General features: G+C 59.7%; 16 protein-coding genes. 3 read left to right on the plus strand and 13 right to left on the minus strand.

Annotation, left to right across the window (positions count from 1 at the left end):
• Window position 1: 1 nt before the first annotated feature.
• The 6 genes from IF690_RS20875 to kdpF all read right to left on the minus strand — a co-directional run bounded on the left by IF690_RS20875 (window position 2) and on the right by kdpF (window position 8,103).
• Complete coding sequence (locus tag IF690_RS20875; RefSeq protein WP_202697200.1) at window positions 2-697, minus strand: response regulator; 696 nt, start codon at window positions 695-697, stop codon at window positions 2-4.
• A gap of 113 nt (window positions 698-810) precedes the next feature.
• The gene (locus IF690_RS20880; RefSeq protein WP_202697201.1) at window positions 811-3,462 is read right to left on the minus strand and encodes a DUF4118 domain-containing protein; all 2,652 of its coding nucleotides are present in this window, start codon (window positions 3,460-3,462) and stop codon (window positions 811-813) included.
• A 52-nt stretch (window positions 3,463-3,514) separates the two neighbouring features.
• Entirely contained in the window at window positions 3,515-4,066 is a 552-nt protein-coding gene (kdpC, locus tag IF690_RS20885) for a potassium-transporting ATPase subunit KdpC (protein WP_023966324.1), read from the minus strand.
• A 116-nt stretch (window positions 4,067-4,182) separates the two neighbouring features.
• A complete protein-coding gene (gene kdpB, locus IF690_RS20890) occupies window positions 4,183-6,240 on the minus strand; it encodes a potassium-transporting ATPase subunit KdpB (RefSeq protein ID WP_502710188.1) in 2,058 nt (685 codons plus the stop codon).
• Between the two features lie 55 nt (window positions 6,241-6,295).
• Window positions 6,296-8,005, minus strand: coding sequence for a potassium-transporting ATPase subunit KdpA (kdpA, locus tag IF690_RS20895; protein ID WP_202697203.1), 1,710 nt, complete (start codon window positions 8,003-8,005; stop codon window positions 6,296-6,298).
• A gap of 8 nt (window positions 8,006-8,013) precedes the next feature.
• Entirely contained in the window at window positions 8,014-8,103 is a 90-nt protein-coding gene (gene kdpF / locus IF690_RS20900) for a K(+)-transporting ATPase subunit F (RefSeq protein ID WP_007899818.1), read from the minus strand.
• 423 nt (window positions 8,104-8,526) lie between these two features.
• Between kdpF and eat the strand changes: the two genes are divergently transcribed.
• Window positions 8,527-9,891: an ethanolamine permease gene (gene eat / locus IF690_RS20905; RefSeq protein WP_202697204.1), complete on the plus strand. Its 1,365-nt coding sequence runs from the start codon at window positions 8,527-8,529 to the stop codon at window positions 9,889-9,891.
• Between the two features lie 196 nt (window positions 9,892-10,087).
• Window positions 10,088-10,255, plus strand: coding sequence for a DUF2897 family protein (locus tag IF690_RS20910; RefSeq protein WP_010461642.1), 168 nt, complete (start codon window positions 10,088-10,090; stop codon window positions 10,253-10,255).
• A 67-nt stretch (window positions 10,256-10,322) separates the two neighbouring features.
• Here the strand turns inward: IF690_RS20910 and IF690_RS20915 are convergent, their stop codons facing one another.
• The gene (locus IF690_RS20915; protein ID WP_202697205.1) at window positions 10,323-11,174 is read right to left on the minus strand and encodes an urea carboxylase-associated family protein; all 852 of its coding nucleotides are present in this window, start codon (window positions 11,172-11,174) and stop codon (window positions 10,323-10,325) included.
• 15 nt (window positions 11,175-11,189) lie between these two features.
• The gene (locus IF690_RS20920; RefSeq protein ID WP_202697206.1) at window positions 11,190-11,843 is read right to left on the minus strand and encodes a GntR family transcriptional regulator; all 654 of its coding nucleotides are present in this window, start codon (window positions 11,841-11,843) and stop codon (window positions 11,190-11,192) included.
• A gap of 196 nt (window positions 11,844-12,039) precedes the next feature.
• Here IF690_RS20920 and IF690_RS20925 point away from each other — a divergent pair, with 196 nt between their 5' ends.
• Window positions 12,040-12,606, plus strand: coding sequence for a TetR/AcrR family transcriptional regulator (locus IF690_RS20925; protein ID WP_202697207.1), 567 nt, complete (start codon window positions 12,040-12,042; stop codon window positions 12,604-12,606).
• Between the two features lie 28 nt (window positions 12,607-12,634).
• Here the strand turns inward: IF690_RS20925 and IF690_RS20930 are convergent, their stop codons facing one another.
• The 5 genes from IF690_RS20930 to IF690_RS20950 all read right to left on the minus strand — a co-directional run bounded on the left by IF690_RS20930 (window position 12,635) and on the right by IF690_RS20950 (window position 18,195).
• Entirely contained in the window at window positions 12,635-13,429 is a 795-nt protein-coding gene (locus tag IF690_RS20930; protein WP_202697208.1) for an SDR family NAD(P)-dependent oxidoreductase, read from the minus strand.
• A gap of 225 nt (window positions 13,430-13,654) precedes the next feature.
• A complete protein-coding gene (locus IF690_RS20935; protein WP_202697209.1) occupies window positions 13,655-13,987 on the minus strand; it encodes a ComEA family DNA-binding protein in 333 nt (110 codons plus the stop codon).
• Between the two features lie 111 nt (window positions 13,988-14,098).
• Window positions 14,099-16,093: a polysaccharide biosynthesis protein gene (locus IF690_RS20940; protein ID WP_202697210.1), complete on the minus strand. Its 1,995-nt coding sequence runs from the start codon at window positions 16,091-16,093 to the stop codon at window positions 14,099-14,101.
• Window positions 16,094-16,201: 108 nt separating this feature from the next.
• Window positions 16,202-17,230 carry an MraY family glycosyltransferase gene (locus IF690_RS20945; RefSeq protein ID WP_202697211.1) on the minus strand — a complete coding sequence of 343 codons (1,029 nt, stop codon included), beginning with the start codon at window positions 17,228-17,230 and terminating at the stop codon, window positions 16,202-16,204.
• The gene (locus IF690_RS20950; protein ID WP_202697212.1) at window positions 17,227-18,195 is read right to left on the minus strand and encodes a UDP-glucose 4-epimerase family protein; all 969 of its coding nucleotides are present in this window, start codon (window positions 18,193-18,195) and stop codon (window positions 17,227-17,229) included. Before IF690_RS20950 ends, IF690_RS20945 begins: the two co-directional genes overlap by 4 nt.
• Window positions 18,196-19,125 lie beyond the last annotated feature (930 nt).

The following is a 19,125-nucleotide window of genomic DNA, read 5'->3' on the forward strand; positions in this document are numbered from 1 at the left end:
CTCACTCCTCCGCCCCCAGCAACCGGTACCCCACCCCGGCCTCGGTCACGATAAAGCGTGGCCGGGTCGGATCGTCCGCCAGCTTCTGCCGCAGATGGCCAACCACGATACGCAGGTAATGACTGTCCTCGGTGTGCGTCGGCCCCCAGATATCCTTGAGCAGTTGCTGCTGGGTGATCACCCGGCCCGGATGCCGCGCCAGTTGCGCCAGCACGGCGTATTCCTTGCGCGTCAGCGCCACTTCGGCGCCGTCGAGCGACACCCGGCGATACGCCAGGTCCACGGTCAGCGGACCGAAACTCAGGGCAGCCTCCTGGGCTTCGCCGACGGGCGCCTGGCGCAACAACGCACGAATGCGCGCCAGGAATTCCTGGATGCCAAAGGGTTTGGTCACGTAGTCGTTGGCGCCACCGTCCAGCGCTTCGACCTTCTGCCCTTCGCTGGCCCGCACCGACAACACCAGCACCGGTACGCCCGACCACTCGCGGAACTCGCGCAGCACCTGCTGGCCGTCCATGTCCGGCAGGCCGAGGTCGAGTACCAGCAGGTCCGGCTTGTTCAGCGCCGCCTGGGCCAGGCCTTCGGTGCCGGTGCCGGCTTCAAGCACCTTGTAGCCCTGGGACACCAGGCTGATGCGCAGGAATTTGCGGATCTGCGGTTCGTCATCGATGACCAGGATGGTCGCGGTCTGGCTCATGGTTTCGGTTCAAGGCAAATAAGTGGCGCAAGAGTAGCGCAGGCGTCGCTGTAGATTGTAAAGAACATGTGCGGCCCTCCTGGCCTCGTTGGGTTGACGCTTTTTACCGGCACTCAGGCCTCTCCTTCAAGCTCGGGTTGCGCCTGCAATGGCAGGCACAGGGTGATGCAGGTACCACGCCCGTCGATCCCCTCGCCCACCGTGATGCGCCCGCCATGGGCACCGACCATGCCCTGACAGATCGCCAGCCCCAGGCCGGTGCCCTGCCCGCCGCGATCGCCCCGGGCGGCGGTGTAGAACATGTCGAAAATCCGCGGGCGATCCTCCACTGGAATCCCCGGCCCTTCGTCGCTCACGGCAAACAGCAGTTCGGTGTCGCTGGTCGCGACACTCAGTTGCAAACGGCCGTTGGCTGGCGAAAAACGCGCGGCGTTTTCCAGGACATTGATCAGCGCCTGTTCGATCAGCGCCGCATGCACGAAAAGCAACGGCAGTTCGGCCGGCAAGTCGGTGCTGACCCGCAGCGGCGCCAGCACCACCCGCAGGCGATTCAACGCGCTGCCAACGATATCGGCCGGCGCCACCCAGTCCCGCGCCAACTTCAATGCCCCATGCCCGAGACGAGTCATGTCCAGCAGATTCTGAATGTAGCGATCCAGGCGCTCGGCCTCATCGCGCGTGCCTTCAAGCAGTTCGCGACGGTCTTCCAGGGGGATGGCCTCCCCCAGTGCCAGCAGGCTGTCGATGCTGCCGCGCATCGAGGTCAGTGGCGTGCGCAAGTCATGGGACACCGAGGCCAGCAGCGCACTGCGCAATTGCTCGGTTTCGCCGTGCAGGCGTGCCGCTTCCAGATCCTCGGCCAACTGTGCCCGGGCCAGGGCCTGGGCCAGGGGCTGGCTCAGTGCGCTCAACAGGCGTCGACGCTGAGCATTGAGTTCCTCGCCCTCTTTCGGGCGTACCCCGAGCAGACCCAGCGGGCCCTCATCGACGGACAACGGCCACCACCACCAGCGGCCGAATGGCAGGGTCCCGGTACCCATTCCCGCCGGCTGATCGTGTTGCCAGGCCCAGTCGGCGGCAGCCCGTTCGGACTCGGAAAACTGCAAAGGCCCGCCCGTCTCGACCTTCCAGCCGCCCTGCCCATCGCGATTGAGCAGGCACAGCTGCAATTCCTTCCAGCCATTGAGATGCTGCGCCGCGGCACTGACCACCGCCTGCCGGTCGGTAGCGGCGGTGAGTTTGCGCGACAGGTCCAGCAGCTCGCTGGTTTCTTCCTGGGTGTCGCGCAATGCCTGTAACTGCCGGCGCTGGCGCGCCGCCAGGTTGCCGGTCAGGGCCGCCATCAACAGGAAGAACAACAGCGTCAGCACGTCTTCCTCGCGCTGGATGGCGAAGGAGAACGTCGGTGGAATGAACAGGAAATCGTATGTCAGGAATGACAGGGCCGCGCACACCAGCGCCGGCCCGAGACTGCTGCGCACCGCCACCAGCAGCACCGCGGCGAGGAACACCAGGGAGATATTCGGCAGCGCCAGCACACTCGCCACCGCCCACGACAGCCCCGTAGCCAGGACTGTCGCCAACACCGCCAGGGCGTAGTCGAACCAGACCAGCGAACGTTCCGCCCGCAGGCGCGGCTGGCCGGGTTCTTCCTCGCTGTCGAGCACGTTGATTTCCAGGCCCTGGGCGTTGCGCAGCAAGCGAGCCGCCAGACCACCGCCGAACAAGCGGCGACGCAAGCGTTTGCGCGATTGCCCCACCAGCACCAGGCTGGCGCGCCGCTCCGCGGCATGCTGAATCAGGGTTTTCGCCACCTCGCCAGCCCGCAGCAGGACCACCTCGCCACCCAGGCGCTCGGCCAGTTGCTGGGCGCTTTGCAGGCGCTGGCGGGATTGCTCGTCGGGCACCCGACCGTCGTCCACATGCACCAGGCTCCAGGGCAGGTGCCGCCGCCGGGCGACATGGCTGGCATGGCGCACCAGGCGCTCGGCCTGGGCATCGCCGTCGACCCCCACCAGCAAGCGTCCGCGCACCGCCGGCGCGGCTTGCCCGAGCTTGCGATAACCCTGGGCCAGGTCGTCGTCGACCTGCGCCGCCGCGGCCTGCATCGCCAGCTCGCGCAGCGCCGTAAGGTTGGTCTGGGTGAAGAACGCATCGATCGCCGCCCGGGCCTGCTCCGGCACATACACCTTGCCTTCGCGCAGGCGTTCCAGCAGTTCTCGCGGCGGCAGGTCCACCAGCAGCAATTCATAGGCTTCCTGCAGCACCCAGTCGGGCAGGGTCTCGCGGACCTGCACCCCGGTGATACCGCGGACCTGATCGTTGAGGCTTTCCAGGTGCTGCACGTTGACCGTGGTGAAAACGTCGATGCCAGCCGCCAGCAGCTCCTGGACATCCTGCCAGCGCTTGGCATGCCGGCTGCCTGGGGCGTTGGTATGGGCCAGTTCATCCACCAATACCAGCTTGGGTTTGGCCTTGAGCAGGCCGTCGAGGTCCATCTCTTCGAGCATGACCCCGCGGTATTCGGAACGCACCAGCGGCTGTTGCGGCAAGCCGCCGAGCAAGGCTTCGGTTTCCGCCCGGCCATGGGTTTCCACCACCCCGGCCAGGACCTTCACCCCCTGGCGCAATTGCGCATGCGCCGCCTGCAGCATGGCGTAGGTCTTGCCGACGCCTGGCGCGGCGCCGAGGAAGACCTTGAGCCGGCCGCGGCCGTCATGGGACAGATCGGCTAACAGGGCATCGGCGCGGCCGGAATCACTCATGCATTCTTCTCTCTGGACTCAAATCATCGACATACAGACTTGTAGCAGCTGGCTACAGGGCAAGCTTTTCCAGCGCCATGTTCAAGGCCAGCACATTCACCACCGGCGGGCCGACCAGAGGCTGCTCGACATGGGCATCCACCAGTTGCTGCAGCGTGGCGACCGGCAGGTTGCGCGCCGCCGCGACCCGCGCCAGTTGATAGTTAATTGCTGCCGGTGGCAAGTGCGGATCCAGGCCGCTGCCCGAAGTCGTCAGCAACGCCAGCGGTACCGGCCCCTGCCCTGGCACCGCCAGCTTGTTGGCATCGTCGATCACGCGAGTAGCCAGCGCCGGGTTGCTCGGCGCCAGGTTGCTCGCACTGCTGGACACCGTGGCAAAGGCCCCGGCCGATGGACGCGGGTGGAACCAGCTGTCGCCGCTGAAATCCTGGGCGATCAGGGCCGAGCCACGGACCTGGCCCACGCCATCGAGCACCAGGCTGCCATTGGCCTGTTTCGGGAACGCCACCTGGGCCACACCGGTGACCACCAGCGGATAGGCCACGCCAGTGATCAGGGTCATCAACACAATCAGGCTCAAGGCCGGACGCAATACAGTGGACATCATCAAATCCTCGATTCGGTTAACAAATCCACCTCATCTTCTGCAGGAGCAAACTTGCGTACGCGGAGCATCAGGCAGGACGCCTCGCGAGCAAGCTCGCTCCTACAGGAGGGCGGTTACACCAAGTGCAAAGCCGTCAGCAGCATGTCGATCAGCTTGATGCCCAGGAACGGCACCAGGATCCCGCCCAGGCCATAGATCAGCAGGTTGCGGCGCAGCAGATGGGCCGCGCTGGCCGCCTGCACCCGCACCCCGCGCAGGGCCAGCGGGATCAGCACAACGATGATCAGGGCGTTGAACACGATCGCCGAGAGGATCGCGCTCTGCGGGCTGCTCAGTTGCATGACGTTGAGCACGCCGAGCTGTGGATAAATCGCCGCGAACAGCGCCGGCAGGATCGCGAAGTACTTGGCGATGTCGTTGGCAATGGAAAAGGTGGTCAGGGCGCCACGGGTCACCAGCAGTTCCTTGCCGATCTGCACCACGTCCAGCAGCTTGGTCGGATCGCTGTCGAGGTCGACCATGTTCGCCGCTTCGCGCGCCGCCTGGGTGCCATCGTTCATCGCCATGCCGACGTCGGCCTGGGCCAGCGCCGGGGCGTCGTTGGCGCCGTCGCCACACATGGCGACCAGGCGACCGTCGTTCTGTTCGTGACGAATGCGCGCCAGCTTTTTCTCCGGCGTGGCTTCGGCCAGCACGTCATCCACCCCGGCTTCCGCGGCAATGGCGGCGGCGGTCAGCGGGTTGTCGCCGGTCACCATCACGGTGCGGATCCCCAGCTTGCGCAGCTCGGCGAAACGCTCGCGGATACCGGGCTTGACCACGTCCTTGAGGTGAATGGCGCCGAGCAGCTTACCCTCGGCGCACACCAGCAGCGGCGTGCCGCCACTCTGGGCGATCTTGTCGATCTCCCGGGACAGCGCCGGGGCCAGGTCGCCACGTTGCAGGCCGACGAAAGCCAGTACCGAATCCACCGCCCCCTTGCGATAGACCCGCCCCTGATAGTCGACACCGGACAACCGGGTTTCAGCACTGAAGGGCACGGCGGTCAGCGCATCGGCGCCCGGTTCGGGCTGTGGATAAAGCCCGCGCAGGTATTCGACGATGGACTTGCCTTCCGCCGTGTCGTCCGCCAGCGAGGCCAGCAAGGTGGCCTCGGCCATTTCCTGATGGTTGACCCCGGGCGCCGAGTGGATGGCCGCGCAACGACGGTTACCGAAGGTGATGGTGCCGGTCTTGTCCAGCATCAGCACATGCACGTCACCGGCGGCTTCCACCGCGCGACCGGATTTGGCGATCACATTCAGGCGCACCAGGCGGTCCATCCCGGCGATACCGATGGCCGACAGCAGGCCACCGATGGTGGTCGGAATCAGGGTCACCAGCAACGCCACCAGGAACACCAGCGGCAGGCTGCCATTGGCAAAGTGAGCGAACGGCTGCAGGGTCACGACCACGATCAGGAAGATCAGGGTCAGGCCGATCAGCAGGATGTCCAGGGCCACTTCGTTGGGGGTCTTCTGGCGCTTGGCGCCCTCCACCAGGGCGATCATGCGGTCGAGGGTCGATTCGCCCGGATTGCTGGTAATGCGCACCAGCAACCAATCGGACACCAGGCGCGTATTGCCAGTCACGGCCGAGCGATCGCCGCCGGACTCGCGAATGACCGGTGCCGATTCGCCAGTGATCGCCGCTTCGTTGACCGCGGCAATACCTTCGATGACCTCGCCGTCCCCAGGGATCATCTCCCCGGCCTCGACACGCACCACGTCGCCTTTGCGCAGATTGGCGGCAGGGATCACCTGGAAGCTGCCATCGGCTTTCTTCAGGCGTGCGCTCAGGCCTTCGCTGCCGGCCTTGAGGCTGTCGGCGCGGGCCTTGCCACGACCTTCGGCCAGGGCCTCGGCGAAGTTGGCGAACAGCACGGTGAACCACAGCCAGAGGGCGATCTGTGCGGCGACGAAGGTCGGTACCGCAGTATTGGGCACCAAGCACAGTACCGTGGTCAGGATCGCGGTCAGCTCGACCACCAGCATCACCGGCGAACGTTGCAGCTGGCGCGGGTCGAGCTTGACGAAGGCCTGTACCAGCGCCGGACGCCACAAGGCTGCGATCGAGGTTTTCTGTTGTTCGTCGGTCGTGTGTTTCGAGGCCACGGTTTTAGCACCGGGCATTTTTTCCGCTACAGCCTTCTTGGAGGCAGGAACAGGCATATTCATCATTAAGTCCTCAGCCCTTCATTCCAAAGGCAGCCAAGCTCAAGTGGTCGGCAATCGGGCCCAGCGCCAGGGTCGGCAAAAAGGTCAGCCCACCCACCAGCAAAATGGTCATGGTCAGCAGCGTGACAAACAGCGGACCGTGGGTCGGGAAGCTGTTCTGGCCAATCGGCGCGGTCTTTTTCAGCGCCAGGCTGCCAGCCAGGGCCAGCACCGGCAGGATGTAGCCGAAGCGACCGATCAACATGCCCAGGCCCAGCATCAGGTTGTGGAACGGGGTATTGGCCCCCAGGCCGGCAAAGGCCGAACCGTTGTTGGCGCTGGCCGAGGTATAGGCGTACAGCAACTGGCTGAAGCCGTGGGCGCCAGGGTTGCTCACCGCGGCTACCGGCCCCGGCAGGCTGGCGGCGATGGCGCCCAGCACCAACACGCCGACCGGCATCACCATCAGGGTCACCACCAGCAACTGCACTTCCTTGGCCTGCAGCTTCTTGCCCAGGTATTCCGGGGTGCGCCCGATCATCAGGCCGGCGAGGAACACCGCGATCAGCACGTTCAGCAACATGCCGTAGAGGCCCGCGCCGACGCCACCGAAGATCACTTCGCCGACCATCATGTTGATCAGCGCGACCATGCCGCTCAGCGGGCTGAGGCTGTCATGCATGCCGTTGACCGAACCGTTGGACGCCGCAGTGGTGGTCACCGACCAGAGCACGGTGGCGGTGGTCCCGAAGCGTGTTTCCTTGCCCTCGAGCGGCGCGGTCTGCTCGACCGCGACATTGCTCAAGGCCGGGTTGGGCTGGTACTCGGCCCACAGCGAGGTGGCGCCGCCGATCAGGAACAGCGCCAGCATGCAAGCGATGATCGCCCGGCTCTGGCGCAGGTCCTTGACGTAGTGGCCGAAGGTGAACACCAGGGCGACCGGGATCAGGATGATCGAGGCCACCTCGGACAGGTTGCTCCAGGCCGTCGGGTTCTCGAACGGATGCGCCGAGTTGACGCCAAAGAAGCCCCCGCCATTGGTGCCCAGCTGCTTGATGGCGATCTGGCTGGCGGCCGGACCCAGTGGAATCACCTGATCGACGCCTTGCAAGGTCACGGCGTGGACATACTGGGCGAAGGTTTGCGGTACGCCCTGCCAGACCAGGAACAATGCCAGCAGCAGGCACAGCGGCAGCAGGCCGTAGAGGGTGGCGCGGGTCATGTCGACCCAGAAGTTGCCCAGGGTCTGCGCCGAGCGCCGGCCGATGCCGCGGCACAGGGCAACCAGCACCGCCAGGCCGGTGGCGGCGCTGACAAAGTTCTGTACGGTCAGGCCGATCATCTGGCTCAGGTAGCTCAGCGAGGCTTCACCGCTGTAGGACTGCCAGTTGGTGTTGGTCATGAAGCTGACCGCGGTGTTGAACGCCAGCGTCCACTCCTGCCCCGGCAGGTTCTGCGGGTTGAGCGGCAAATGGTCCTGGAACAACAGAATCGTGAACAGCAACAGGAAGCCGGCCAGGTTGAATGCAAGCAAGGCCAAGGTGTATTTCTGCCAACTCTGCTCGCTCTGCGCATCGACGCCCGAGAGCCGGTAACAGGCACGCTCCACCGGCCCCAACAGCGGCGTCAGCCAGGTGCGCTGGCCTTCCATCACCTTGTAGTAGAACCGCCCCAGGAAAGGCGCGGGCAGCAGCACCAGGGCAAAGAAGCCAAGGATCAGCCAATAGTCATAACTGTGCATAGCCGCTCCTAGTTCCGATCCGCGCGCAACAGCGCAACCAGCAGATAAATGAACAGCCCCACTGCCAGCAGCAGGGACACCCCGTCCAGAACGCTCATGGAATCTCTCCGTCGTACGGCAATCGCCGCGTGTGGGGCATTGTCCGCAGGGAGGCTGTAAAGGAACGAGGTCGAGGGCGTGGGCGACGCATAAAGAAAGCGTAAAGAAAGGCTTTACACGGGATTTACACCGGCAATCGGCGTGGCCTGGGGAGTGGGCAGGCAGCCATTGCAAGCCAGTTGGCTCCTGCGCCGGAAACGCGATGCCTATAGAAACGGGCTTGCCCGCGATAGCACTCCCGCAGGTTGCAGCGCCCTCCTCTGTTGCACGACTGCGCACCAATCCAGACGCGTTCAACCTTGAAACAACTGGAAACATCCTCGATACGACAGCTTTTTGCGCTTTACGACGCCTGTTTTCGCTCTGGCATGAGCGGTGCAGTGAGCAACCCCGAGCACTTCTTTCCGTTTCGGGAGCCACGCATGAACACACAACTCAAACCAACGCTGGGCACGCTGCATTTATGGGGAATCGCAGTCGGGCTGGTGATCTCCGGGGAATACTTCGGCTGGAGTTATGGCTGGGGTGTAGCCGGCACCCTGGGCTTTCTGCTGACCTCGCTGATGGTCGCGGCCATGTACACCTGTTTCATCTTCAGCTTCACCGAGCTGACCACCGCCATTCCCCATGCCGGCGGGCCCTTTGCCTACAGTCGCCGGGCCTTCGGTGAAAAAGGCGGGCTGATCGCCGGGCTGGCGACCCTGATCGAATTCGTCTTCGCGCCACCGGCCATCGCCCTGGCGATCGGTGCCTACCTGAATGTGCAGTTCCCGGCCCTGGACCCGAAACATGCGGCGGTCGGCGCCTATATCGTGTTCATGGGGTTGAATATTCTCGGGGTCAAACTCGCTGCTACCTTCGAGCTGGTGGTCTGCGTGCTGGCGGTGGCGGAACTGCTGGTGTTCATGGGCGTGGTCGCGCCGGCCTTCAGCTTCAGCAACTTCGCCCTCAACGGCTGGGCGGGCTCGGAGACCTTCGGCGCGCCGGCAATTGCCGGGATGTTCGCGGCGATTCCATTCGCCATCTGGTTCTTCCTCGCCATCGAAGGCGCGGCCATGGCCGCCGAGGAAGCCAAGGACCCGAAACGCACCATCCCCAAGGCCTATATCAGCGGCATCCTGACCCTGGTGTTGCTGGCCATGGGTGTGATGTTCTTCGCCGGCGGCGTGGGTGACTGGCGCACCCTGTCGAACATCAACGACCCGCTGCCCCAGGCCATGAAAACCGTGGTCGGGGACAACTCCGGCTGGCTGCACATGCTGGTATGGATCGGCCTGTTCGGCCTGGTGGCGAGCTTCCACGGCATCATTCTTGGCTACTCGCGGCAGTTCTTCGCCCTTGCCCGCGCCGGCTATCTGCCGGTGTCGCTGGCCAAGCTGTCGCGCTTCCAGACGCCGCACCGCGCCATCATCGCCGGCGGCCTGGTCGGCATCGCCGCCATCTACAGCGATGGCCTGATCAACCTGGGCGGCATGACCCTGACCGCGGCGATGATCACCATGGCCGTATTCGGTGCCATCGTGATGTACATCATGAGCATGCTCAGCCTGTTCAAACTGCGCAAGGTCGAGCCGCACCTGGAACGCACCTTCCGCGCCCCGGGCTACCCGCTGGTCCCGGCCATTGCCCTGGCGCTGGCCGTGGTCTGCCTGGTGGCCATGGCCTGGTTCAATAGCCTGATCGGCCTGATCTTCCTCGGCTTCATGGCTGCCGGCTTCGTCTACTTCCAACTGACCGCGCAACTGCGCGCCAATGCACCGGCGGATGCGATGCTGACCGGGCTCTGATCAGATGGCCCATCTGTAGCTGGCTTGCATAGCCGGACGCAGCCTTCGCCGCGGCTGCGGAAGATTGATGCAAGAGAGGTCACCGGGGCAGATCGGGCCTACAATGGAACCACTGCGAAACGCTGTAACTCGAAGTGGTATGGCAGCTTGACGGGCGAAACTCCTCGCCCGCCGGTATGCCCTCAAGGAGAGCCCTATGCCCTGGTATGCCTGGTTGATTCTGGTCGTTGCAATCGGCTCGATCGTTGGCGGCTTGATGATGTTGCGCGACACCGCCAACAAGGTGGAACTGACCGAGGAGCAACGCAAGCGCGTTGCTGAACGCAACGCGGAAGCGGACGCCAAGGACGCGCAGGACCGCTGACTGGATAACCCGATCGAACAGCCCCGCCACTCACACAATGGCGGGGCTTTTCATTTCCTCAGCGGCATTATTTCTCCCAGGCAGCCTTGGCGATCTGCAGACCATGCAAGCCTTTGTAGGCCGCCCGTTCTGGCTGGCTCCAGCCTTCGAGCAATGCCTCCTCGAGCCGATAGATCTCCACCCCCAACGGCCGACAGACGCTGAGCGGATCCTGGGCCTCCGGCCCCCACATGGGCAGCGACAGATCGCCGCCCGGGCAGGTCGACAGCGCGCACAACAGATCGATTTCGGCAAAGAACTCCAGGTAATCGCCCTTCTGCGCCGGACAGGCCTTCATGAAATACATATCGTCATGATTGAGGCCGGTGCACTGGAAGATATTCAGCACATCGTGCACATCGAACTCGGTCAGGCCGTGGGGCAGGACTGCACGTGTCAGGTTGGAGTGGCAATGGTGATGGAAGTCCTCCCCGGTGAGCATGCGGTTCACGTAGGGGTCGCAGCGCGTGCCGAGCAGGTCGTGCAAGCGCCCGCCATGCTCGTCGATGCCGTAATCGGTCAGGCTGTCATCGGTGATGGTCACCAGTGGTCGCAGGAACGGCAGGTTCGACCACAACCGGTCATGGGTACTGACATGCGCGCCCTGCAACTGCCGGGTACGCGCCGCCCACAAACGCTCCCGCGGATCGTTGGCATTCCAGACGTTGAAGTCCCCGACCTGCGGGCCGGCCGGCGTGGTCACCCGGAACACATGCCCGGCCGGTACATGCCAGGCACGCCCGGTGCGGATCGGCACCTCGAATTGCTCGATCAAGGTGCGTTGGTCCTTGCTGTCGCGGACCCGCTCATAAAAAGCCGTGTCCACTTGCAGGGCCGAGCCTTTGCTGACCTGATATGCTGCGGGATAGTCCTTGTACATGGTTGAAACCCTCGATCAGTGGCGGGAAGAGTGGCTGAGAATGTCGAGCAGCAGCCGTTCGGAATCGTCCAGGTAAACCGCCAGGGTCTCGCCAGCGGCCTGCTTGTCGCCATCGGCGAGCAAGTCATGGATCTGCCGGTCCCGGGCCAGCCAGGGCGACTGGAAACGCTGCTCGTCAGGGGCGGCACAGAACACCAGGCGCAGCTGCGCCACGACGTTGGTGAAGAACTCGTCGAACAAGGGGCTGCGCATCAGCCCGACGATGTGTTGATGAAAGGCCAGACTGTGTGTGCCCACCGAGCGCCAGTCCTCGCGCTCGCGGGCGAGTTCGCTGGCCTCGATGGCCTCGAGCATTCGATCGGACTGGTAGTCGCGTAGCGGTTTACTGGAGGCAATGGCCTGTAACTCCAGAGTACGGCGCACCTGGAACAGGTCACGCACCTCATCGATCCCCAGCCTGCGCACCGTGACGCCCTTGTTGCGTGCGTAGCGGGTCAGGCCTTCCTGCCCCAGACGATGCAAGGCCTCGCGAATAGTGTTGCGCGAGGCGTTATAGGCGGACACCAGATCGCCCTCCACCAGAGCCATGCCCGGCAACAGGCGACCGCCGATAATATCGGCACGTAATTCGAGGGTTATCTGATCGGCCAGGGACAATACGTTGCTCATGAATATCGCCTTGCGATTGTTGAACAATCCATGGATATCCAATGATCACTATTCATGCCAACTGATATTTGACTCACTGGCAAACCATGACTTTCTAGTCATTCAGTGGGGAAAATGAGGTTTCTGGGGTTAAAAGTGCAATCCCCCTCCCGCCAACCTTGGGTAAGATGACTCCCTAGCTGTGGAGAATTCCCCGATGCGTTACTCGCAAGACCATAAAGCCCAAACCCATCAACGCATCATCAAGGAAGCCGCCGAGCGCTTTCGGCGCGACGGCATCGGCGCGACAGGCCTGCAACCGCTGATGAAAGCCCTGGGCCTGACCCATGGCGGTTTCTACTCGCATTTCAAATCCAAGGACGAACTGGTCGAAAAAGCCTTGCTGGCTGCGGCGGAAGAACTCGATGCCCACTGCGCCACGCTATTTGCCCAGGAACAGCCGCTACAGGCCTTTATCGACAGCTACCTGTCCGAGGGGCATCAGACCTCCCCCGGCCAAGGCTGCCCACTGCCCACCATGTCTTCGGAACTGGGCCTGCGCGGGCAAGCCAGCCCCACCACTGATGCGGTGCTCAATGCCCGGCTCGCGCAGGTAGAGGCCAATCTCGAGGGAGAAAATGCCGCCAACCAGAGCCTGGTGATCATGTCGACCATGGTCGGGGCCCTGGTGCTGTCACGCAGTGTCGAGAACCCCGAGCTGGCCAAACGGATACTGGAGGTAACACGCGAGCACCTGAAAAAGCAGGATGGGCAGGCGGAGTGATCCGCACCACCCTCCGGCCTCAGCATGGTTATTTGTAGCGAGCAGCCGCGCTGCTTTTCGACAGGTTGGGCCCCAGGGCAAAGCGCGCAGCCACGAAGGCATCCCAATCAGCCGAGTCAGGTAACGAGGGGATGGTGATCAACTCCCCCTGATCAAAACCAGCCAGAGCCGCATCCACCATCTCGGAGGCATCCATGATCATCTCGGCTGGAATCCCCTGGGCGTCTATGCCCGAGCGCTCCCAGATCTCAGTGCGGGTCACCCCGGGCAATACTGCCTGGACCTGCACGCCTTTACCGTCCAGTTCCGCAGCAAGCGACTGAGTCAGGCTCAGGACATAGGCCTTGGTCGCACTGTAGGTCGCATTGAAGCGCTCGGGGATCAGCGCCACCACCGAAGCGATATTGATGATCGCTCCTCTTCCCGCCGCCGAAAAACTGGCGGCAGCGGCGGCAGCCAGGCGAGTGAGCGCAACCACATTCAACTGAATCATTGCCTCCAACTGATCCATGTCGGCAACGGCCAGGCTTCCGTCGGCAGCGATTCCGGCATTGTTCAGCAACAGACTGATGCTCGAGTCGGAACGCAAACGCTGCTCGACCTTCAGCACATCGGCCTTGAGCGTCAGATCGGCTTTCAAGACTTCAACCTGCACCCTGTGCTCGGCCCGCAGCCGAGTAGCAGCGGTTTGCAGGCGCTGCTCGTCGCGTGCAACCAGCAACAGATCGTAACCACGAGCGGCCAGCCGCTCGGCGTAAACCGCACCGATGCCAGATGAAGCACCGGTGACAAGTGCCAGCCCCTTGAGGGAAATCGAGTTCATAACGGCTCTCCAGAAAAGTGCTTGAGAAGGGAAAGACAAGGAATTGATACGCAGCTTGGGAAGCGATTTGATTATAGTCATAATTCAACAAAATATTACGATCATAATTCTATCGAGATGATAGACGACATTGAATGGCGCAATCTGGTTTATGGTGATCTGTGTACTACGGGCCTGAAAAACGCAAGGCCGATCAGTGATCGGCCTTGCGCATGAATTGAAGCGTCAGTTGACCTTCAATTTTTCCCGGTTGCTTTCCAGAATCGCCTTGCCGATTCCCTTGACCTCGAGCAGTTCGTCCACCGAGGTAAAAGGTCCGTTGCTCTCACGATATTTAACGATCGCCTGCGCCTTGACCGCCCCAACGCCGGACAGCTCACGCTGCAAGGCCGTGGCATCGGCAGTGTTCAGATCGATCTTGCCCGCCTGCTCCGAAGAGGCCACCTGCGTCACTGCCGGAGCCTTGGTATCGGTATTGACCGCAGGTGCTGCGTAGGTAATGGAAGAAAGACCGGCCATCAGAGCGAAGACCAGAGAAGGGAAAAAAGCGATACGCATAAGTGACACTCCATGCATCGATTAGGGAAAGCAGCTTTTCCAAAGCTGCTCTCCAAACCTAGGCGGTGCCACGGGCAAGTCAAAAGTGACTGGGTTACAACGTATGTAAACTCAGGGTTCGAGGCGACGCTGCTGGTAAATCCAGTCGACAATATCGCCATCCGGGGTGTAACCGCTGACAGTCTCGCGCAGCAGTTGCCGAACCCTGGAATAGTCATCCTGCTCAACGGCCGCCAGCAATTCCGCCAGCTTGGCTTTCAGCAAGTCCCAAGGCAGATGATCCTCATTGGCGCTCATGATCATCGGGTGCTGAGTAGCAGAAACGTTGTCGCCAATCAGTAACTCTTCGTAAAGCTTTTCACCGGGACGCAGGCCCGTGAACTCGATGGCGATGTCGCCCTGGGGGTTCCGCTCCGAACGAATACTCAACCCGGAGAGATGAATCATCTTCTCCGCCAGTTCGACAATCCTCACCGGCTCGCCCATGTCCAGCACGAAAACATCGCCGCCCTGCCCCATGGAACCGGCCTGAATCACCAGTTGCGCCGCCTCGGGAATGGTCATGAAGTAACGAGTGATCTTCGGATGGGTAACGGTCAGTGGGCCGCCCGACTTGATCTGGCTGTGGAACAACGGAATCACCGAGCCAGAGGACCCCAGCACATTGCCAAAACGCACCATGGTGAAACGAGTTTTGTTGACACGAGATACGTTGGCCTTGTCGCCGAACAGGACCGGGGCCACTTCACGACTGAGGGCTTGCAGGGTCAATTCGGCAAGACGCTTGGTGCTACCCATTACATTGGTTGGGCGCACCGCTTTGTCAGTCGAGATCAGCACGAAGTTGGCCACACCGGCCTGTAATGCAGCCTGAGCAGTGTTGAGCGTACCCATCACATTATTCAGGACGCCTTCGGAAATATTGTGCTCGACCATAGGCACATGCTTGTAGGCCGCCGCGTGATAGACCGTATCGACATTCCAGGTCTTCATCACATCCTGCAGTTTATGCGGATTGCGGATCGAGCCCAGAATGGGCAGCAACCGAACAGGCGACGACTCGCGAGCCAGACGCTGTTCAAGCTCCGACAGGATGTTGTAGAGATTGAACTCACTGTGATCGAATAGCAGGAGTGTGGTCGGCCCCAACGAAAAAATCTGCCGGCAGAGTTCGGCGCCAATCGAACCGCCCGCTCCGGTCACCAGAACCGTCTTGCCCTTGATACAACGGGCCAGAAGGTCAGGCTGAGCAGGTACAGCGTCGCGTCCCAGCAAGTCGGCGATATCGACTTCCTGAATATCGTCGACCTTCACACGCCCGCTGGCCAGGTCGGTAAAGTTTGGAACACTGCGCACATGGAGCGGAAAGCCCTCAAGCAAATTGAGAATTTCCCGGCGCCGTGCACGAGTCGACGATGGCAATGCCAACAGGATTTCTTGAGCGCCGGTTACGTCGATCATCTGCTGGATGTGTTTGGGCTGGTAAACCTGAAGACCGGAAATGGAGCGGTCCGCGATGCTCGGATCATCATCGACAAAGGCCACGGGCCGCATTACCCGCCCCATGCGCAGTGCCGCAACCAGCTGGTTGCCTGCAACGCCAGCCCCATAAATGGCGACCTTGGTCAGACCGTTGTCGCGATTGGTGAATGGCACGTGTTGGGCTGCGGTAAACCAGTCACCCATGAAGTATTGGCGCATGCAGAGGCGCAAGCCACCAATGATCACTAGGCTGAGCCACCAGTAGTTGAAGATGATCGAGCGCGGCACTACCGTTTCATGGTTGCTGTACCAATAGACAACAACCGCCAGGATCAGCGAAGACAAGCTGACCGCCTTGATGATTGCGATGAGGGCATCATTGCCGAAGTAACGCATCACCGCTCGGTACATGCCGAATCGGATGAACAGAGGAATGGCGACTACAGGAGCACAAACGAACAACCAGAAATGGGCTTTTAAAGGGTTGTACATATCATCGATGCCCAGACGCACGATAAAGGCCAACCACAAGGCAACCCAGACCAACACGATGTCCGTGGCAACTTGTATCAATCTTTTTCGACGACGGGGGAGCCCTACCAGATACGCCCTGATTTTATCCATAACCCCTTCAAACACCTCAGTCTTCTCCCTTTCTATAGTCTCATCACCGTAGTGAAACCTCAAAGATGTGGCTCAGCTACTTTAAAACCTAAGTGGCAGAATTGCTGCTCAGCCCTGCAGCGACGATTCTTCCAGGGTTCCGGCGCGAAATTTTACCGCCAGCATGAGCAATGGCGCATAAGCCAAGATCACGCCCAAGACACCGTTCAAGCCATAACGTGTTACACAGATAGCAATGGGCAATAACCAGAATAGGTTAATCAGGCCAACAGCAAGGATAACCGGCAGATGCTTGCCAAAGTGGCGGAAGGCAAACTGATAAGCATGACTGCGATGCGCTTCATAGATCTTGTCCCCCCTGAGCAATCGGCGAAACAGCGTGAACGTCGCATCGACGATAAATACCCCAAGCAAAATCAGCCAGGCCCAAAGCATTGGCGCACTGGCCCAAGCCGCCTGCATAGAAAGTCCGCCCAGAACGATGCCGAGAAACCCGCTGCCAGCATCCCCCATGAAAATCCGCGCGGGTGGGAAGTTCCAACAAAGAAAGCCTACAACTGCAACGGCCAGCAGCAACGGGGCCCAGATCAAACTCTCCAATCCGGCAATCCAGTAGAGAAGACAGGCGCCGAGGCAAACACAGATGGCTTCAAGGCTGGCGATACCATCGATACCATCCATGAAGTTGTAAAGATTGAGTAACCAGACCAGATAAAACAGTGCCAGAACGTGACCCAGCCATCCCAGATTGAACGAGACTCCCCACAACTCGATGGCAGGCAAGCCGCCTAGCCAGAACAACAACCATCCTGCTGCTCCAAAGTGACCTAACAAGCGCCAACGGGCTGCAATATGCCCGTGGTCATCCATGAAGCCGATAACCGCAATCGCAGCACCCGCGCCGGCAATCGCTAGGAAAGCCGACGAAGAAATGATCCCAGCAAAAAACAAAAATCCCGATGCCAACAGAAAAGCCAGAACAATTGCCACCCCACCGCCCCGTGGAGTGGGAACCGAATGAGAGCTTCGGGCATTGGGAATGTCTATCAGGCTTCGGAACAACGCATATTTACGCAATGCCGCGGTCAGTAAAAAAGAGACGCCGCCAATGACTGGAATGAACCATACATAACTCATGATCTTCGAGCATCCAAAAAGTGTTGAACCGTCAGACTCAAGGCGTCATCAAGACTGACTGGAGGAGTCCAGCCCAATAGCTGTTGGTTCTTGCTAATATCAACCTGCAAAGACCCAAAAAGACGATGCGCTATTGAACGACGCCCCATCAGGCTCGCGAGAAATATTAATAATCCAACGGGAACAGGTATGAGCCAGGTTTTCACCCCCAAGTAAGTGATAAGACGTCGCATCAACTGTGTCGTTGAAAGATCATTATCATCACTCACCAGGAAAATTTGGTTAACAGCACAGGGATGATCAATGCAGGTTTCTATCAGGTCAACTACGTTTTCCAATGCTACAAAACTTCGACTATTAGATATTGCACCAAATGGTAGCGGAGCACCTTTTTTCAGCAGGTTCATCATTTGTTGAAAATTTGCCCCCACTCCTGCACCATAAATAAGTACTGGGCGAACTATCACAATCTCCATTGCGCCTGTATTAGCAAGCTTCAACAGACCTTGCTCTGCTTCGTATTTGGAAATCGCATAGGGGCCCACAGGCTTTGGAATATCGTCGGCTAAAAATGCACATCCAGGTGGTGTATTTTCCCCATTTACCTTTATTGTACTGATAAAGATAAATCTTCTTACTCCTGCCTGTACGGCCTGACGCGCTAAGTTAAGCGTCCCTTGTACATTTATAGCACGAAACTCTTCCAGTGATTGCGCTGAATCTTCGTCCGCGATATGAACCCGAGCTGCCGCATGCACAACTACATCTACACCTGAGAGAGACTCCGTCCAGTCAGTGCTATCATCAATACTTGGTATATAAATTTTACTTACCACTTCCGGAAAATCATCGCCCATATTTCTGAGTGGAGCGACAACCGAAGTATTGGGTAAATTATAGAAGCACTTTATTAAGGCCTTCCCCAAAAAACCCGTTGCACCAGTTACAAGTATTTTTCTTGACATCTAAATCCAAACCTGCAAAAACAGACATTGAAAAACAATTTATCATAACTTTATGATCGAATGAAATTTTCCGTTCCCAGCGGGTCACAGCGCAAAGCCTCGTTATAGTAAACGAGGTCAATTATCTCGTCAGTAACTTGAACAGACTAAAATGTTACGTAGCGGTTGATTTTAAGCTCTTCACGGACTACCGAATAAAGACGCTTTTGGTTTTCATGACAGAGCTCACGACCAGAACGCCCATTTCTGAGGCCTCACATTCTGGAACGTTTACAGAGGACTATCGCCTCGTCGATGGCATCGGGCAGCGTTTTTAAGCGCTCAGATTCGAGACGCTTGAGCCAACGGCAGAAGTTATTGCACTCCCAATACAATATCCTCACTCAATTGTGTACCTTGTCGAGGAAGACGAAAAAAGGCATCAAACACAGTCACCTTGATATCCAACTCGACCAAAGTGACGAGGTCATCGATAGATTTTCGAAAGTCCACAGGTTTTGGGAATATGGCATCAAAACGACATTGCTACAGGCTGCCTCCAGAAAAGAATTTCAATTTGAGGCTTTGAATGCGAGGGTAATGGATCGCGTACGCCTATTCTTCTGAGCCGAGGACAATCTCTTGGAAACTCGTCAGCGCTCCCTCAAGCGCTGAATGGCAGAGGACGTATAGACAAGATCGTAGAAAAGTTATTTAGAGAACAACATACAAGTAGAAGAGAACTTAGCGTTCAATGGACATCTTAAATGGAAGCTTGCAGAATGAGCATGATTAATAAACAACGCCCTACGCTTTCACAGATTTTTTAATCTAAAAAAGGGGCTGACTTACACTCCTGAGGAACAGGCAAAAATCCGCTCTACACTTAAAGATTGAAATACCTCATTTGCATGTATAAAGCCAAACCATTAAAAATTCACAAAAAAGAAA

This window comes from Pseudomonas sp. SK3(2021), from assembly GCF_016772375.1.
GTDB lineage: Bacteria > Pseudomonadota > Gammaproteobacteria > Pseudomonadales > Pseudomonadaceae > Aquipseudomonas > Aquipseudomonas chlororaphis_I.

Bases quoted from the DNA above. Each gene is read 5' to 3' on its own strand.
- IF690_RS20875 (WP_202697200.1), bottom strand. From the start codon at position 697: ATGAGCCAGACCGCGACCATCCTGGTCATCGATGACGAACCGCAGATC.
- IF690_RS20880 (WP_202697201.1), bottom strand. From the start codon at position 3,462: ATGAGTGATTCCGGCCGCGCCGATGCCCTGTTAGCCGATCTGTCCCAT.
- kdpC (WP_023966324.1), bottom strand. From the start codon at position 4,066: ATGTCCACTGTATTGCGTCCGGCCTTGAGCCTGATTGTGTTGATGACC.
- kdpB (WP_502710188.1), bottom strand. From the start codon at position 6,240: ATGCCCGGTGCTAAAACCGTGGCCTCGAAACACACGACCGACGAACAA.
- kdpA (WP_202697203.1), bottom strand. From the start codon at position 8,005: ATGCACAGTTATGACTATTGGCTGATCCTTGGCTTCTTTGCCCTGGTG.
- kdpF (WP_007899818.1), bottom strand. From the start codon at position 8,103: ATGAGCGTTCTGGACGGGGTGTCCCTGCTGCTGGCAGTGGGGCTGTTC.
- eat (WP_202697204.1), top strand. From the start codon at position 8,527: ATGAACACACAACTCAAACCAACGCTGGGCACGCTGCATTTATGGGGA.
- IF690_RS20910 (WP_010461642.1), top strand. From the start codon at position 10,088: ATGCCCTGGTATGCCTGGTTGATTCTGGTCGTTGCAATCGGCTCGATC.
- IF690_RS20915 (WP_202697205.1), bottom strand. From the start codon at position 11,174: ATGTACAAGGACTATCCCGCAGCATATCAGGTCAGCAAAGGCTCGGCC.
- IF690_RS20920 (WP_202697206.1), bottom strand. From the start codon at position 11,843: ATGAGCAACGTATTGTCCCTGGCCGATCAGATAACCCTCGAATTACGT.
- IF690_RS20925 (WP_202697207.1), top strand. From the start codon at position 12,040: ATGCGTTACTCGCAAGACCATAAAGCCCAAACCCATCAACGCATCATC.
- IF690_RS20930 (WP_202697208.1), bottom strand. From the start codon at position 13,429: ATGAACTCGATTTCCCTCAAGGGGCTGGCACTTGTCACCGGTGCTTCA.
- IF690_RS20935 (WP_202697209.1), bottom strand. From the start codon at position 13,987: ATGCGTATCGCTTTTTTCCCTTCTCTGGTCTTCGCTCTGATGGCCGGT.
- IF690_RS20940 (WP_202697210.1), bottom strand. From the start codon at position 16,093: ATGGATAAAATCAGGGCGTATCTGGTAGGGCTCCCCCGTCGTCGAAAA.
- IF690_RS20945 (WP_202697211.1), bottom strand. From the start codon at position 17,230: ATGAGTTATGTATGGTTCATTCCAGTCATTGGCGGCGTCTCTTTTTTA.
- IF690_RS20950 (WP_202697212.1), bottom strand. From the start codon at position 18,195: ATGTCAAGAAAAATACTTGTAACTGGTGCAACGGGTTTTTTGGGGAAG.